Origin of the sequence: Pseudoduganella sp. R-34, from assembly GCF_049904655.1 — a bacterium.
Lineage (GTDB): Bacteria > Pseudomonadota > Gammaproteobacteria > Burkholderiales > Burkholderiaceae_D > Rugamonas.
In genome coordinates this window covers 3,452,905-3,467,485 of record NZ_CP184572.1, presented here as the reverse complement: position 1 = coordinate 3,467,485, position 14,581 = coordinate 3,452,905, and the positions used below count along the sequence as shown (strand labels likewise).

Genomic DNA, 14,581 nt, shown 5'->3' with positions numbered 1-14,581 from the left:
GTTGATTTCATATTGGAATACAATGGATTCCAGAATCAGCTGAGCTCGGATATGCGCACAGCCCGCGTTTTGACCTTCCTGGCAATATGGCTGGCATTCGGTTATGCCAGGTGCGCCTGCATGCCTATAAAGTTGGGCTATGTGAACCTGCACCGCCCGCCCTATTTCCTGGGTGCCGGCAGTGTCGAAGCGCCCAACCCTGGGGCAACGGTGCAGCTGGTTCGCGACATCGCTGCATCGGCCGGTTGCACGGTGGTTTCGGTCCGGTTGCCTCCGTTACGCCTGCGTCAAGCGTTGAGCAACGCTGTTGTCGACGCCATGCTGATGGATGCCGGCGACAGCGATCTCATTCGCTACGCGCTGCCCCAATCCCACGAAGGCGAGCTCGACGCCAAGCGCGCAATCCCGATGTACACCGTCGTCTTTGTACGTGCCGGCGACGGGATTCCTTCGGACACTGATCCGAACTCATACTTTATTAACCACCGGCTGGGCATGAATAATGGCGCAACGCTCGCGGAGCAGTTGAGAAAACAGGGAGCGAAGGTCGATGATGGCGCACAGGACGGGGCGCGCAATCTGGAAAAGCTGGTACGCGGAAGAATTGACGGCTATGCAGCCACGATGGTCTCTCCTACGCAGATGGATGCCTTCGTCGGAGCTACATTTGGCAAACAGTTGGTGCGTTTAGGGACGCCGCTCCGCGTTCACCATTTCTGGCTCGCATTCAACAGGCGCTACTACGAGGATAATCTCTCGGAGGTGGAGGCAATGTGGGCTTGGATCGGAGTACATGGCCACAAACGGTTTGTGGACCTGGTCGAGCAGTACCAGCGGTTGCCACGATGATGGCGCCGATGGGCCGTTGAGGACTTTTCCGGACCGGGAAAGACTAAGGGCCTACGATTTTCGTAAGCCCTTGTTTTGATCGCAGAATTCTAGTGGAAAGTACAAGTTTCGAACTTGCGACCCCTGCAGTGTGAACCAATAATGCGAAGATTAACGCTCCCCCTTGAGGGTGTAGACTGGCTTCTCAGTTTCTCCCTTCTCCACCATGGTGAGAAGGCGTTGCAGTTCCGTGCGCTCGTCGCCCTCCTTGGCGGATGACACCAAGTTGCGCAGGATGGCGACATGCGCCGCCTGCAGCGCCTGCGCTGCGGGCACGGCTACGTCCGGTTTCACGCCGACATGCTCCCAGTTGGTTTTAGTGACGAAATTGATCACGCGCGCCGTCGGGATCGAGACCGCGATGTCGTGTCCCAAACTGAACCAGCTAACGGGATTGGAAGCGCCGATGGTGGTTTCGCCGACTAGGGTGCCACGCTTCAGCGCTTGGAAGTTGTAGGCGCAGTCCTCCGCTGCGGAACCTGTCCGAGCGGAGATCAGCACATATACGGGCTTGTCGTAACGCTGTACGATCGACGGCACGGTCCAGATCTGCCGCGTCGTGTCGGTCTGGCGATCATAGATATCGGTCAGGTGGTGCACGTCGCCCGCCGGTAGGAAATGACTCATCAGGTAAGCCACGCCGGCCGGTGAGCCGCCCCCGTTGCGGCGCAGGTCGAGGATCAGCGCATCCGTGCCCGCCAAGAGCGACATCGCCGCCGTGTGGGCCGGGCCGACGAATTCCACGCCGGCGAAGCGGCGCAGCTCGAGGTAGCCGACGTTGCCGGGGAGGCGTTCGATCTTCTCGATGTCATAGCCGCGCCGCGCGGCCGCGTTACGCCATTCGTCAATCTGGGCGCGGCTCGGCGGCTCCTCGGGACCGCTGGATTCCGTGAAGCCCTCGTAACGCCCGGCGCTGAAATGCATGTCGCCGCTGAGTTCGCGCAAGTCCTGCTTTAGCGCCGCACTGAGCGCCGTTGCGCTGGTGGCGGCAGCATACCCGCCTTCGGCATTTTTCCTGATGATCGCACTGCCAACCTGTGCGGACCGCGTTGGATCAATGTAATTCGCATTGATTTTCGCCGCGAGCGTCTGCACGATAGCGGCGCGATCGGACGCGCTCAACGGGGTGTCCTTCGCCGCCAAGGCGGGCGACGAGCATAACGCGCCCAACAGGGCCATTGAACCAAGCTTCTTGCTACTTAACATGCATTCCTCCAGTTTGGACTACGAATCGGTGTTTGTTTTGAGCTGTTGCAACGCTTCCGTCAGCGCCGGCATGTAGGAGCGGCTGGCTCGCAGCACCGTGCCGTCGCGCAGGCGCAGCATGGCGTCCCGGTTGGTTAGCGAACGCAGTTCGGCGATCGTGTCCAGCCGTACGATGGACGAGCGGTGCACGCGGTGGAACTGACGCGGATCGAGCTGCATGGCCAGATTCTGCAGGCGCTCCCGCACTAGCCAGCTCTTGCCCTTCGCATGCAAAGAGGCGTAGTCGCCGTCGGCCTCGATGCGCTCAACATCAGCCACCGGCACCAGCACCGTGCGCGATCCCACTCGCACGCTGAAGCTGCGCATCGCCATGGCCACCGGTGCTGCGGCACGACTTTGGCAGCGATAGGGAAACGCCTGCTGCGCGCGCTCCAGGGCTTCGTCGAAGCGCTCGTCATCGACCGGCTTGAGCAAGTAATCGATGGCGGCCAGTTCAAACGCTTGCAGCGCGAAGCCTTCATAGGCGGTGAGCAGGATCGTCATCGGCCGCTGCGCCGGCGGCAGTGCGGCAAGCACGTCGAGTCCGCTCTTGCCCGGCATCTCGACGTCGACGAACGCCAAGTCGGGATTCAGTGTCACAATCCCTTGGTAAGCGCTGTCGCCGTCACCGAATTCACCCACCAGCTCGAACGCCCCGCGCTGCGCCAGCCTGACCTTGACCGCCAGCCTGGCCAGCGGCTCGTCGTCGACGATCACCACTCTGATGTTCATGCCGCCACCTCGTTCGCGCGCAGCGGAATCGAAATGTGCACGTGGAAGCGTCCGTCCGCACGCCAACCTGCATCGACCTCTTGCTCGGCGCCGTATAGGTGGCGCAGGCGTTCCCGGACGTTGGCCAGGCCGATGCCGCTCCCCTTGTGCGCCGCGGGCTGGCCGTCGTTCAGCACGCCGATCAGCAAGCGCGTGCCGATGCGCTCGACCAAAATATCGAGTTGGCCGGGCGTGGCGAGCGGCGCGATGCCGTGGCGGATCGCATTCTCAACCAGCGGCTGCAGCATGAGGTAAGGCACGACGCTGCCCAGCAGGTCTGGGCCAGTTTTCATCGTCAGGCGTAGGCGCTGGCCGAGGCGTGCTTTTTCAATGGCCAGGTAGGCGTCGAGCAGGGCCAGCTCATCGGCCAGCGCATGCTCATGACGGCCATCATGGGCCAGGGTGGCACGCAGGAAGTCGGCCACGCACGCAAGCATGCGGTTGGCTTCTCGATTGGACTGGGCCGACACCAGCGCTGAGATCGCGTTAAGGGAGTTGAACAGGAAGTGCGGATTGACCTGTAGGCGCAGCGCGCGCAGTTCGGCATCGCGGGCGGCGCTTTGCGCCTCGGCCAGATGCAGGCGAACCTGTTGCAGCGACAGGTAATAGGCCGCCACCGCATGGACCGCACAGAACGCGACCAGTGCCAGCCAGCAGCTATCCAGGCCCCGTGCCAGATATTCCCATTGGTAGCCCGTCTCTCGTCCTATCGCGATACCAAAGCTTTGTCCTAGAAAGGCGTTCGTAATCGCCATGGCATAGGTGGCCGCCAGCAGTATCGATCCCATGCGCAGCCAGGACCAATCGCGACGCCACATGGCCCGCTGAAGCAGCGTCAGCGGAATAAGCCATAGCAGGCAGGCGACCAGGAACAGCGTACGAAAAGCTCCGATATAGTGATCATTGACGGCAGGCAGTCCCAGAATGACCATGCAGGCCGATACCGGCAGTGCGGCCAGCACGGGAACGAGCAAAGGGGTTTCGATTTTCACGCGGAGTTTCTATAAATGCAATTCTGGAATTGTAGCGTTTCATTCACCCAACGAATAGAAAGCAATACACCCATGGAAGGTCCAGAAGTAGGGAAGCCTTGACCTTAAGTGATGCCTTGGCGGCGGTCGAGTCAATTGCGGCGACCCGTGCCTATATTGCGGTGAGTCGGTCGGAGATGGAGCGAGTGGACACTAGAGCCAATGCAGGCTTTGAGACCACTTGCGTCTGCCGCTGGCCGTTTGCGGCATGATCTGTGTTGTAGCTCATCTGAAAAAGTCTCTTAGATTGCCACTCTTCTAAGTCTGCGGGCTATCGAAATTAAATCTTGTCCGATGATTTCGGTTGTTACCAAAGATGCCACTGTAGTTGTAAATTTGCATCATTAATCAAGGCGCGTATCGCCGCGTCTGTGAAAATGTGTGAGAATTTGTCGACGCTGCCTAATTGTCTGCAGCGCTTCTCTGATCGTCGGCCTTGCCCCGCCGGCCCACGAAAGAAATCACCATGCAGGTCTCCAATATTGCCGCTGACGCCGCGGCCCAAGCTGCTATCGTCAACCGTTTCGCGGGCTCCCTTCGAGCTTGGACGTTCCTTGTTCATCAAGGTTATGACTGTCACGAAATCTTCGAGTTCCTGGTTGATATAGAGGGTCCGGAGCGCGCCCAATCTTCACCGGCATGCATTCCTGTTAGCTGACGTCGGTTCCGAGGCCGGGTGCACCACCTGAAATCGTGGAAGCAGTACTTCATGTTTCGCGCTGCGGGCGCGTCGTCGCTTGTGATGTTTGGGCCACTGATGCAAAAGCGGGCCGCCGAATAGAGCACTCAATTCGCTTGGCCTGCCATGTGCCGAGGTAAGTCGCGACACTCCGACTGGTATTCGCACCGGCGGCAACATTTGGGGCGAATGTCCCTACTTCTTGATACAGCGGGAAGGTGTCCGCCGACACCCTTTTTCCGAGCCGCAAAAAGCGGCGGGAATCATTTTTCCACATTTTTTCCACACCAAACAAAAAAGGCCTGCGAAGTGATTTCGCAAGCCCTTGATTTGTTTGAGTATTTCTGGTGGGAAGTGCAAGTTTCGAACTTGCGACCCCTGCAGTGTGAATGCAGTGCTCTACCCCTGAGCTAACCTCCCGAAGTGGCGCTATTATAGACTAGGGTTGCGCCAAACACAAGTTCCCTTGACCGCTTTGTCCAAGCCATCCAGCAACGCAATGTGCTCGGCTTCTTCCGTTTCACTTGCGCGCAACACGATCACGTCGGCCAGTGCGATTTCAGCCATGGCGATGCCGCTGCCGGATTCCTCGATTACGATATCCATGCCCAGGCTGTTCTGGCCACGGGTCATCGCCAGATAGACATCGGCCAGCAATTCCGCGTCCAGCAGCGCGCCGTGCAGTTTGCGGTGGGCGTTGGATATGCCGAAGTGTTCGCACAGCGCATCCAGCGAGTTGCGTTTACCTGGACGCATTTCCTTTGCCTGCACCAGGGTGTCGATCACTCCGCTGATGTGGGAGTCAAAAGTTGGCAGCTTGAGCAGGTTGAACTCGTGGTTCAGGAAGCCAAGGTCGAACGGCGCGTTATGGATGATCACTTCCGCGCCCTGGATATACTCTCGCAGTTCCTCCACCACTTCATGGAAACGTGGTTTATCGCGCAGGAATTCGGTGGTCAGGCCGTGCACCGCCAATGCGCCCTCTTCCGAATCACGCTCTGGATTGATGTAGCGGTGGAAGTTATTCCCGGTCAGTTTGCGCTCGAACAGCTCAACGCAGCCAATTTCAATGATTCGGTTACCCTGTTTCGGGTTAATGCCGGTGGTTTCGGTATCGAGGACGATTTGACGCATAAATTCACGAATGTGTTCGTAGCAAGCGGCGAAGTATAACAGGCCTTATTTGCGGCGGACCGATTCCACGCCCAGGTTGGCCAACTGGTCGGCGCGTTCGTTGCCCGGATGGCCGTTGTGGCCGCGCACCCAGCGCCAATCGACCGTGTGCACGGCTTGCGCGGCGTCGAGCGCCTGCCACAGGTCGGCGTTCTTGACCGGCTCCTTGGTCGACGTTTTCCAGCCGCGCGCCTTCCAGCCGTGGATCCATTCGCTGATGCCTTTCTGGACGTACTGGCTGTCGGTGTGCAGGACCACTTCGCACGGGCGCTTCAGGGCCTTCAGCGATTCGATGACCGCGGTCAGTTCCATGCGATTGTTGGTGGTATTCAGCTCGCCGCCGAACAGTTCCTTCTTGGCGTCGCCTGCGATCATCAGCGCGCCCCAGCCGCCGGTGCCGGGATTGCCCTTGCATGCACCGTCGGTATAAATCTCTACTTTATCCATCGAGTCTTTCTTTGTGTTTGTTGGTGGCCGGGACAGGTACACCCGCCTTGGCCGTTTTCTGTTTCCAGGCCGGGCCGATCAGGCGCATGCCTTTCACGCGCTTGATCGCCTGCACCATATAGACCGCGCCAAAATACGGCCAGTAATTAGGACCGGCGCGGTCCATGAAGTTGTAGCGTTGCAGCCAGCGTTCGGTGCGGCAGGCTGGCGCATAGCAGCCCAGGTGCGTGTGGCTGACGCCCATATTCAGCAATTTTAGCCAGTCTTTGATGCGCGGCATGGAGATGAACTCACCGGCCTTGGGCAGATAGTGCGATCCGGTCAGGCGGCCGCTTAGCTGGCGCAGCCCCCACAGGCTGGCCGGGTTGAAGCCGCAGACGATGACCTGGCCTTCCGGGATCAGCACACGCTCGACTTCGCGCAGCACCTGGTGCGGCTCGGCGGAGAATTCCAGCACGTGCGGCAGCACCACCAGGTCCATGCTGTTGGTGGCGAATGGCAGTTCAACACTGTCCAGGGTCACCGCTACCGCGCGGCTGCTGCCGGATTGGCGCGGATGCAGCCGGATGTCGGCCAGCCACTGGTGCGGCATGCGGTTGGCCGCCAAGGCGTCAAGTTGCGGCATGCCGATCTGCACCGCGTTGAAACCGAAGATATCCGCCACCATCTTGTCCAGGCATGCCTGCTCCCAGGCGCGCACGTATGCACCCGGCGGTGTTTCCAGCCATTTGTCGAACGCTATAATGGATTCGTCGGATGTTGCGCTATCCATGCATTCCCTTTACTGAGCCCATGAGCAAACCTGTTTCTGTCCTGACCGTCCCTGCTTTCAGGGATAACTACCTGTGGCTGGTCCACGATGGCCGCAACGCTGCAGCAGTCGATCCCGGCGACGCCGCGCCCATCCTGGCCTCCCTGCAAGAGCACGGGCTGACACTTACCGCCATTCTACTCACCCATCACCATGCTGACCATATTGGGGGCGTTCCGGGGCTTCTGGCCCGCTTCCAGGTGCCGGTTTTCGGTCCCCGCCATGATGGTATCGCAGCCGTGACCGTGCCGTTGGGCGAAGGCGACCGGGTGCAGGTTCCGGGGCTGGACCTGTCGTTGCGCGTGCTGGATGTGCCAGGCCATACCCTCGGCCATATCGCCTATGTCCGCGATGGTGCCGAGCCATGGGTGTTCTGTGGCGATACCTTGTTCGCCGGCGGTTGCGGGCGCTTGTTTGAAGGCACGCCGGGCCAGATGGCCGAATCGCTTGGCAAGCTGGCGGCACTGCCGGAGGCCACCAAGGTGTTCTGCGCCCATGAATACACGCTGTCCAACCTGCGTTTCGCCAGCGCGGTGGAGCCGGGGAATACGGCGCTACGCGCCCGGGTAGCGGCCGATTCCGCGACGCGCGAGCGTGGGCTGCCGACCGTGCCGAGCACTATCGCACTGGAACGTGCCACCAACCCTTTCCTGCGTTATCGTGAGCCCGAAATCGCTGCCCAGTTGCACGAGGCCGGCAAATTGCGTGGCGGCGAGCCACCGGTTGCCGTCTTTGCGGCGCTGCGGGAGTGGAAGAACAACTTCTGACCTGAGGAGATTTATGCAAACCGTCCGCATGTACGTTGATCCCATCAGCCCTTTCGTCTGGCTGGCCACCAAGCAGATTGCCCGCATTGAGGCGGCGGGGGTGCAGGTTGAAATCGTGCCTGTCTTGTTCGCCGCGATGCTGAACAAGCATGGCTTGGTGGGCCCGGCCGAGGTCCCGGCGAAACGTGTACTGACGTTCCGCGATGTGATGCGGCAGGCGTCGGCGCAGGGCCTGGAGTTCGTGGGGCCGCCAGGCCATCCGTTCAATCCCTTGCCGATGCTGCGAATGGCGACCGCTATCGAGGGACGTGCGGAGCGGATCGCATTCGTCACCGCAGTGATGGCGGCAACCTGGGAACAGGGGCAGGATGCGCAGGATTTCGGCGTCCTCGCACGGGTGGCGCGCGATTGCGGGCTCGATGGCGAGGCGCTGGTTGCCGCGGCGGGGACGCCAGAGGTGAAGGCGGAACTGGCGCGGGCGACCGAGCAGGCCATTAACGATGGCATCTTTGGCGTGCCGAGTTTTGTCTATGAGGGAGAGTTGTTCTGGGGGGCGGATCGGATCGACAGCCTGTTGCGCAGGATCGCGGGCCATCGTATCGATGAGGGGCGCTTGCAGGAGTTTCTCGACAGGCCGTCGTTGGCTTCGCGGCAAAACCGGTAAACCTGGGTCTGACCCACAGGGTCAGACCCTGAATGACTTCCCGGCCAACGAATTGGTTCAAGGATCTTGATGTTTGGAGAAGGTCAAAGGCCTGGAACCAAACCCGTCGAGGCTGCGCTGAGAGGGTCAGACCCTTGGGTCTGACCCTGGTTTACCGGTTTAGATTTCCTCGTACAGCGGCAGCGTCAGGAATTCCTCAAACGCTTCCGAAGTCGACATCTTCTCGAAAATCTGGGCAGCGCGATCGTAGGCTGGAGTGGAACCGTCCGGAGCGGTGGCTTTCACCTTCGGCAGTTCTTCCGGAATCATCGCACGAACCATATCGGCAGTCACTTTGCGGCCGTCTTCCAGCACGCCCTTCGACGAACGAATCCACTGCCACACCTGCGAACGCGAGATTTCAGCGGTCGCCGCATCCTCCATCAGATTATGGATCGGCACGCAGCCGTTGCCATTCAGCCAGCTACCCAGGTAGTGGATGCCGACGTTGATGTTATAGCGCAGGCCAGCTTCAGTAATAGGCGCTTCAGGCTTGAAGTCGAGCAGCTCCGCTGCCGTCACTTCCACGTCCGGACGCTGTTTGGAAATCTGGTTCGGCGCATCGCCCAGCACCTTCTTGAACTCGCCCATGGCCAGCTCCACCAGGCCAGGGTGAGCGACCCAGCCGCCGTCGTAACCGTCGGTCGCATCTCGCGCCTTGTCGTTACGCACGCCGCCCATGGCCACTTCATTTTTCTCCGGATCGTTCTTGATCGGGATCAGCGCTGCCATGCCGCCAATTGCAGGTGCATTGCGCTTGTGGCAGGTCTTCAGCAGCAGCAGCGCATAGGCGCGCATGAACGGCGAAGTCATGGTGACCTTGGCGCGGTCGGCCAGGCAGAAGTCCTTATCCAGCTTGAACTTCTTAATGCAGCTGAAGATGTAGTCCCAACGGCCGGCGTTCAGGCCCGAGCTGTGCTCGCGCAGTTCGTACAGGATTTCGTCCATCTCGAACGCGGCCAGGATGGTTTCGATCAGCACGGTGGCCTTGATGGTGCCTTGTGGCAGGCCCAGTTCATTCTGGGTCATGACGAAGATGTCATTCCACAGGCGGGCTTCCAGGTGCGACTCCATCTTCGGCAGGTAGAAATATGGGCCGGCGCCGCGTGCCAGTTGCTCTTTCGCGTTGTGGATCATGAACAGTGCGAAGTCGAAGATGCCGCCCGAGACACGCTTGCCATCGACGGTCACGTGCTTTTCGTCCAGGTGCCAGCCGCGTGGACGCACCACCAGGGTGGCAGTCTTTTCATTCAGCTTGTAGGACTTGCCGTTCTGTTCCAGCGAGATGGTCTTGCGGACCGCATCCTGCATATTGATCTGGCCGGAGATCTGGTTGTCCCAGTTCGGGGTATTGGAATCTTCGAAATCGGTCATGTAGGAGTCCGCACCGGAATTCAGCGCGTTGATGACCATTTTGCGGTCGACCGGGCCGGTGATCTCCACGCGGCGGCATTCCAGGGCTTTAGGAATCGGTGCGATCTTCCAGTCGCCGTTGCGGATATGGGCGGTTTCGGCCAGGAAGTCCGGGCGCTCGCCTGCATCCAGGCGCTTGGCGCGCTCGACGCGCTTGGCCAGCAGTTCCTGGCGGCGCGGCTCAAATTCGCGGCTCAGCTTGGCCACCAGGGCCAGCGCTTCCGGGGTCAGCACGCGCTCGAAACCTGGCTTGATTTCTCCTGTGATTTGCATACCTGCTGGCAGAGTGATGCTCATGGTCTTTCTCCGTTAATGATGATTAGTGTTGTGATTCGATGTTTTCCAGTATATTGACTAAAAACATAGAGAAACAAGACTAAAAAGCACTTCATCTGTGCGTTTTAGTCATAAATGAGGTCTTATGGGTCAGTTCAGGCAAATCTCCACCTTTGTAGAAGTGGTCAACCGCGGCAGCCTGTCGGCGGCGGCCCGCGCGGAAGGCATTGCGCCCGCCGTTATCGGACGCCGCCTCGACGCGCTGGAGCAACGGCTCGGCGTCAAACTGCTCCAGCGTACCACGCGCAAGCTGGCGCTGACGGACGAAGGTGCAGCCTTCCTTGAGGATTGCCAACGCATCCTGGTGGATCTGGAAAGCGCGGAAGCCGCGGTGGCAGAACGTAGCGCGCGCGCCACGGGACACCTCCTTATCTCCGCGCCTGCCGGCTTTGGACGGCTGCATGTGGCACCCCTGGTCCCCTCCTTTTTAGCGGAGCACCGTGACGTGGCGGTGACATTGAACCTGAACGACCGCGTGGTGGATTTGATTGGCGAAGGGGTGGACGTGGCGATCCGCATTGCCTCGATGTCCGACTCCAACCTGGTGAGCGTGAAGCTGGCCGATAATCATCGCGTGGTGGTTGGCACGCCCGCCTATCTCAAACGCCACGGTGTGCCGAAAACACTGGACGACCTCGCCAGGCACAACTGCATGACGATCAGCAGCGAAGGCAGCCAGCGCGGCTGGACTTTCCGCGAAGGCGATAAAAACGTGACGCTGAAAATTGCGGGAAATATGAGCTGCAACGACGGCGCAGTCTTGCACGATTGGGTGTTGGCCGGCAAAGGCCTGGCATGGCGCTCAATGTGGGAAGTGGGCGCAGATATTGAAGCAGGACGTTTAAAGCCTGTGCTCAACGAATTTTCGGCGCCAGGAAATGATATTTACGCCGTATTTGCACAAAGGCGGCACCTGCCATTTCGCATCCGCGCCTTCGTCGATTTCCTGCGCCACACCTACGCCCAGCCCGGCTACTGGCGCAAAGGCTGAACTCGTGTCACACCATGGGGTCTGACCCCATGGTGTGACACGGGCTGATGTGTAGGGGCGAAAAAAAATCCTCCGATTTGGAGGATTTTTTATCGTTTTGATCCGTCTCGATTACAGAGGCTGGATGTTCGACGCCTGCTTGCCTTTTGGGCCGGAGGTCACGTCGAAGGACACGCGTTGGTTTTCCTGCAGCGACTTGAAGCCGTTGCTTTGGATAGCCGAGAAGTGAGCAAACAGATCTTCGCCGCCTTCATCAGGGGTAATGAAGCCAAAACCCTTTGCGTCGTTGAACCATTTTACGATACCAGTTGCCATTACAATTCCTATTACAGTTAAATGAGCTTGCGCCCGTGATACCGTTTGAATCCAGTCACCTGAATCTAAACGATCCGCCATTATACCGAAATACCTGTTAAAAACACGCCGCGATGAAAATTAATTCACGAGTGCCAAATCAGGTCCCGAACATGTATGACTAACTATAGACAAGATTTATCAATCTTGTTTGATAAATATCAATCGTGCGCGGCAATTTTCCCTGGGCCAAATTCCTTGTCGGCGCTTTGCAACAGCGCCTGGACCGCAGACTCAATTCCGCTCCACGGCGCACCAGCTTCCATCACGCCGCGCACCAGCTGTTCGATGCGGCGTGACTCGTCGCCAAGCGCGGCCAGGCCAAACGATCCGGCCGAGCCGGCTACGCTGTGCAGCGCGTGGTGCAATTGCTCGATGTGGGAAGGGCTCAGGTCGCCCTGGCATAGCGCCAGGGCATCGCGGATTGCCGCCATGCGCTCGGGAACGCTGGCGGCGTATTTGTCGCGCAAGGCTTGCATCCGGTCCTGGAAGGCTGGATCGACCGGCGCGGCCATGACTTATTTGGTGCCGAAAATGCGGTCGCCCGCGTCGCCCAAGCCCGGAATGATGTAGGCATGGTCGTTGAGGTGGGAATCGAGCGAAGCGCAGAAGATCTTCACGTTCGGGTGCGATTTCTGGAACACCTCGATGCCTTCCGGTGCCGCCACCAGGGCGAGGAAGATGATCTGGTCGTCGGGAACGCCGCGCTTTTTCAGCACGTCCACCGCGTGCACGGCCGAATTGCCGGTCGCCACCATCGGGTCGCACAGGATGAAGGTGCGGTCGACCAGGTCCGGCAGGCGCACCAGGTATTCCACCGGCTGGTGGGTTTCAGGGTCGCGGAACACGCCGATATGGCCGACGCGTGCCGATGGCACCAGGTTCAGCAGGCCGTCGCTCATGCCCACGCCGGCGCGCAGGATCGGCACCACGGCCAGCTTGCGTCCGGCGATCACAGGCGCCTGGATGGTTTGCAGCGGGGTTTCGATTTCGCGCGTGGTCAGCGGCAGGTCACGGGTGATCTCGTAGCCCATCAGCAGCGTGATTTCTTTCAGCAGCTCGCGAAAGGTGCGCGTCGACGTTGCCTTGTCGCGCATATGGCTCAGCTTGTGCTGGATCAGCGGATGGTCGGTAATGAACAGGTTGGGAAAGCGTGGATCTTGTTTCATGTCAAATAGGAATAAATTCGTTCAATTGCGCGCATTATCCCAGCCTCAGGCGTTTTCCACCAGCGCCCGCTGTAGAATGGCTTCACAGTTAGTTCCCACCGGCAACCGGCCGTAAGCGCCGCCCGGCTCGCGTGCCAGGCGGCTGGCAACGAAGGCGGAACTGACAAAGGCCGGTGCGTGGCGCAGCAGCAGCCCGGCCTGCACGGCGAGAACGATGCGCTCGGCCAGCTGCCGCGCGCCGAACTCGTCCTCTCGGGCTTTGGGCAGGTCGGCCAGCAAATGGCTGGTGTAGCGCACGTACTCGGGATCGGCGTGGCTCCCCTCGCCCAGTTCGGCGGCCAGCACTTCCAACGCCTGGCCGGATTTGGACAGGGCGCGCAACAGGTCCAGGCACATCACGTTGCCGGAGCCTTCCCAGATCGAATTCACCGGCAGTTCCCGGTAAAGGCGGGCGAGCGAGCTCTCCTCCACATAGCCACTGCCCCCAAGTACTTCCATCGCCTCGGCACCAAAACCGGGCCCGCGCTTGCAGATCCAGTATTTGCCGGCTGGCGTCAGCAGCCGCGCAAGCAGCGCTTCCGCAGGATTGTCCATGCGGTCGAAACAGCGCGCCAGACGCATCGCGAAAATAGTGGCGGCTTCCGATTCCAGCGCCAGGTCGGCCAGCACGTTCTGCATCAGTGGCTGTTCCGCCAGCGGCTTGCCGAATGCACTGCGGCGCCGCGCATGGTGCAGAACCTGGGTCAACGCCGCGCGCATGATGCCGGCCGTGCCGAGCACGCAGTCAAGCCGCGTGTGATTGCCCATTTCCAGGATGGTCGGCACGCCGCGGCCCAGCGGGCCAAGCAGCCAGCCGTAGGCGCCGGTAAATTCGACTTCCGACGAGGCATTCGACTTGTTGCCAAGCTTGTCCTTCAAGCGCTGCACGCGCACCTGGTTGCGAACTCCATTTGGCAGGAAACGCGGAACGAGGAAGCAGCTCAGGCCCGCGTCGCCGGCCTGGGCCAGCACCAGGTGGGCGTCGCACTGCGGCGCGGAGAAGAACCATTTGTGGCCGGTCAGTCGATAGACCGCTTCACTGTCGTCGCCGAACAGCGCACGCACTTCTTCGGCAGCCACGCCTTCGGCTTGCGTCGTGTTGGCGCGCAGGTCGGAACCGCCCTGCTTTTCCGTCATGCCCATGCCAATCAGCGCGCCGCGTTTTTCGTCAATCGGCAACGGGCTTGGATCGTATACGCGCGACAGGATCTTCGGCAGCCAGCGCGCGGCAAGGCCCGGGCTCTGGCGCAAAGCCGGCACGCTGGCGTAGGTCATCGTGATCGGGCATTGCGCGCCGTTTTCGACTTGCCCAAACAGGATGTAGCGCGCCGCACGCGCCACTTGCGCGCCGTGGTGCGGATGCTTGCCTTCCCATGGCGAAGCGTGGGCGCCGGCTGCGATCATCAGCTCCATCAGCTTGTGCCAGGCGGGATGGAATTCGACTTCATCAACCCGGTGCCCGGAACGGTCGAAGTTTTTCAATACGGGGGGATGTTCGTTGGCCTGCCGCGCCAGCTCCTGCATTTCCGCGGAGCCCAGTTCGGCGCCCAGTTCCATCAGCGAAGCAGTGGCGAAAGCGCCGCCTTCGCGCTCCAGCGCTTCGCGCAAGGCGGTGTCGCATGTGAACAGGTTGACGTTCACAAACGGGCTTACCTGGTTGAAAACCTCGTGCGTGTCGAAACGGTTCATTTCGCCCTCCTCGGCCTCCTGTGTAACGCGAGGCTAGCGCAAACTTTCAGCAGTCGCAAGGTTAGCGTAAAAATG

15 protein-coding genes and 1 tRNA gene are annotated in these 14,581 nt (G+C 60.2%); 4 read left to right on the top strand and 12 right to left on the bottom strand.

Annotation, left to right across the window (positions count from 1 at the left end):
- Positions 1–120: 120 nt before the first annotated feature.
- Positions 121–849: a hypothetical protein gene (locus tag ACN9MW_RS16020; RefSeq protein WP_426161441.1), complete on the top strand. Its 729-nt coding sequence runs from the start codon at positions 121–123 to the stop codon at positions 847–849.
- A gap of 150 nt (positions 850–999) precedes the next feature.
- Here ACN9MW_RS16020 and ACN9MW_RS16015 read toward each other — a convergent pair whose 3' ends face one another.
- From ACN9MW_RS16015 to ACN9MW_RS15985, 7 genes are all read right to left on the bottom strand, one after another.
- The gene (locus tag ACN9MW_RS16015; RefSeq protein WP_426161440.1) at positions 1,000–2,094 is read right to left on the bottom strand and encodes a S41 family peptidase; all 1,095 of its coding nucleotides are present in this window, start codon (positions 2,092–2,094) and stop codon (positions 1,000–1,002) included.
- A gap of 18 nt (positions 2,095–2,112) precedes the next feature.
- Positions 2,113–2,865 carry a LytR/AlgR family response regulator transcription factor gene (locus ACN9MW_RS16010; RefSeq protein ID WP_426161439.1) on the bottom strand — a complete coding sequence of 251 codons (753 nt, stop codon included), beginning with the start codon at positions 2,863–2,865 and terminating at the stop codon, positions 2,113–2,115.
- Entirely contained in the window at positions 2,862–3,896 is a 1,035-nt protein-coding gene (locus tag ACN9MW_RS16005) for a sensor histidine kinase (protein ID WP_426161438.1), read from the bottom strand. The genes ACN9MW_RS16010 and ACN9MW_RS16005 overlap by 4 nt, the downstream gene beginning before the upstream one ends.
- Positions 3,897–4,959: 1,063 nt before the next feature.
- Positions 4,960–5,034: transfer RNA gene (locus ACN9MW_RS16000), tRNA-Val, on the bottom strand.
- Positions 5,035–5,046: 12 nt separating this feature from the next.
- Positions 5,047–5,748: a DNA polymerase III subunit epsilon gene (dnaQ, locus tag ACN9MW_RS15995; RefSeq protein WP_426161437.1), complete on the bottom strand. Its 702-nt coding sequence runs from the start codon at positions 5,746–5,748 to the stop codon at positions 5,047–5,049.
- Positions 5,749–5,793: 45 nt separating this feature from the next.
- Positions 5,794–6,234, bottom strand: a complete 441-nt coding sequence (gene rnhA, locus ACN9MW_RS15990) for a ribonuclease HI (RefSeq protein ID WP_426161436.1) — start codon at positions 6,232–6,234, stop codon at positions 5,794–5,796.
- The gene (locus tag ACN9MW_RS15985; RefSeq protein ID WP_426161435.1) at positions 6,227–7,006 is read right to left on the bottom strand and encodes a class I SAM-dependent methyltransferase; all 780 of its coding nucleotides are present in this window, start codon (positions 7,004–7,006) and stop codon (positions 6,227–6,229) included. The genes rnhA and ACN9MW_RS15985 overlap by 8 nt, the downstream gene beginning before the upstream one ends.
- Before the next feature lie 20 nt (positions 7,007–7,026).
- On the opposite strand from ACN9MW_RS15985, the gene gloB reads away from it, so the two are divergent.
- Together gloB and ACN9MW_RS15975 are read left to right on the top strand one after the other, a co-directional pair.
- Positions 7,027–7,812, top strand: coding sequence for a hydroxyacylglutathione hydrolase (gene gloB, locus ACN9MW_RS15980; protein ID WP_426161434.1), 786 nt, complete (start codon positions 7,027–7,029; stop codon positions 7,810–7,812).
- Positions 7,813–7,825: 13 nt separating this feature from the next.
- Positions 7,826–8,476 carry a 2-hydroxychromene-2-carboxylate isomerase gene (locus tag ACN9MW_RS15975; protein ID WP_426161433.1) on the top strand — a complete coding sequence of 217 codons (651 nt, stop codon included), beginning with the start codon at positions 7,826–7,828 and terminating at the stop codon, positions 8,474–8,476.
- Between the two features lie 159 nt (positions 8,477–8,635).
- Here ACN9MW_RS15975 and aceB read toward each other — a convergent pair whose 3' ends face one another.
- Positions 8,636–10,225 carry a malate synthase A gene (aceB, locus tag ACN9MW_RS15970; RefSeq protein WP_426161432.1) on the bottom strand — a complete coding sequence of 530 codons (1,590 nt, stop codon included), beginning with the start codon at positions 10,223–10,225 and terminating at the stop codon, positions 8,636–8,638.
- Between the two features lie 124 nt (positions 10,226–10,349).
- Here aceB and ACN9MW_RS15965 point away from each other — a divergent pair, with 124 nt between their 5' ends.
- Entirely contained in the window at positions 10,350–11,255 is a 906-nt protein-coding gene (locus ACN9MW_RS15965; RefSeq protein WP_426161431.1) for a LysR family transcriptional regulator, read from the top strand.
- Positions 11,256–11,366: 111 nt separating this feature from the next.
- On the opposite strand, the gene ACN9MW_RS15960 is transcribed toward ACN9MW_RS15965, so the two are convergent.
- The 4 genes from ACN9MW_RS15960 to ACN9MW_RS15945 all read right to left on the bottom strand — a co-directional run bounded on the left by ACN9MW_RS15960 (position 11,367) and on the right by ACN9MW_RS15945 (position 14,506).
- Complete coding sequence (locus tag ACN9MW_RS15960) at positions 11,367–11,570, bottom strand: cold-shock protein (protein WP_028102570.1); 204 nt, start codon at positions 11,568–11,570, stop codon at positions 11,367–11,369.
- 200 nt (positions 11,571–11,770) lie between these two features.
- Positions 11,771–12,124 (bottom strand): Hpt domain-containing protein, encoded by a 354-nt coding sequence (locus ACN9MW_RS15955; protein ID WP_426161430.1) that lies wholly within the window; start codon positions 12,122–12,124, stop codon positions 11,771–11,773.
- 3 nt (positions 12,125–12,127) lie between these two features.
- Positions 12,128–12,778, bottom strand: a complete 651-nt coding sequence (gene upp / locus ACN9MW_RS15950) for a uracil phosphoribosyltransferase (RefSeq protein WP_426161429.1) — start codon at positions 12,776–12,778, stop codon at positions 12,128–12,130.
- Between the two features lie 45 nt (positions 12,779–12,823).
- Positions 12,824–14,506: an isovaleryl-CoA dehydrogenase gene (locus tag ACN9MW_RS15945; RefSeq protein ID WP_426161428.1), complete on the bottom strand. Its 1,683-nt coding sequence runs from the start codon at positions 14,504–14,506 to the stop codon at positions 12,824–12,826.
- Positions 14,507–14,581: the final 75 nt, after the last annotated feature.

Coding starts and splice junctions, on each gene's coding strand:
- ACN9MW_RS16020 (WP_426161441.1), top strand. CDS start 121: ATGCCTATAAAGTTGGGCTATGTGAACCTGCACCGCCCGCCCTATTTC.
- ACN9MW_RS16015 (WP_426161440.1), bottom strand. CDS start 2,094: ATGTTAAGTAGCAAGAAGCTTGGTTCAATGGCCCTGTTGGGCGCGTTA.
- ACN9MW_RS16010 (WP_426161439.1), bottom strand. CDS start 2,865: ATGAACATCAGAGTGGTGATCGTCGACGACGAGCCGCTGGCCAGGCTG.
- dnaQ (WP_426161437.1), bottom strand. CDS start 5,748: ATGCGTCAAATCGTCCTCGATACCGAAACCACCGGCATTAACCCGAAA.
- rnhA (WP_426161436.1), bottom strand. CDS start 6,234: ATGGATAAAGTAGAGATTTATACCGACGGTGCATGCAAGGGCAATCCC.
- ACN9MW_RS15985 (WP_426161435.1), bottom strand. CDS start 7,006: ATGGATAGCGCAACATCCGACGAATCCATTATAGCGTTCGACAAATGG.
- gloB (WP_426161434.1), top strand. CDS start 7,027: ATGAGCAAACCTGTTTCTGTCCTGACCGTCCCTGCTTTCAGGGATAAC.
- ACN9MW_RS15975 (WP_426161433.1), top strand. CDS start 7,826: ATGCAAACCGTCCGCATGTACGTTGATCCCATCAGCCCTTTCGTCTGG.
- aceB (WP_426161432.1), bottom strand. CDS start 10,225: ATGAGCATCACTCTGCCAGCAGGTATGCAAATCACAGGAGAAATCAAG.
- ACN9MW_RS15965 (WP_426161431.1), top strand. CDS start 10,350: ATGGGTCAGTTCAGGCAAATCTCCACCTTTGTAGAAGTGGTCAACCGC.
- ACN9MW_RS15960 (WP_028102570.1), bottom strand. CDS start 11,570: ATGGCAACTGGTATCGTAAAATGGTTCAACGACGCAAAGGGTTTTGGC.
- ACN9MW_RS15955 (WP_426161430.1), bottom strand. CDS start 12,124: ATGGCCGCGCCGGTCGATCCAGCCTTCCAGGACCGGATGCAAGCCTTG.
- upp (WP_426161429.1), bottom strand. CDS start 12,778: ATGAAACAAGATCCACGCTTTCCCAACCTGTTCATTACCGACCATCCG.
- ACN9MW_RS15945 (WP_426161428.1), bottom strand. CDS start 14,506: ATGAACCGTTTCGACACGCACGAGGTTTTCAACCAGGTAAGCCCGTTT.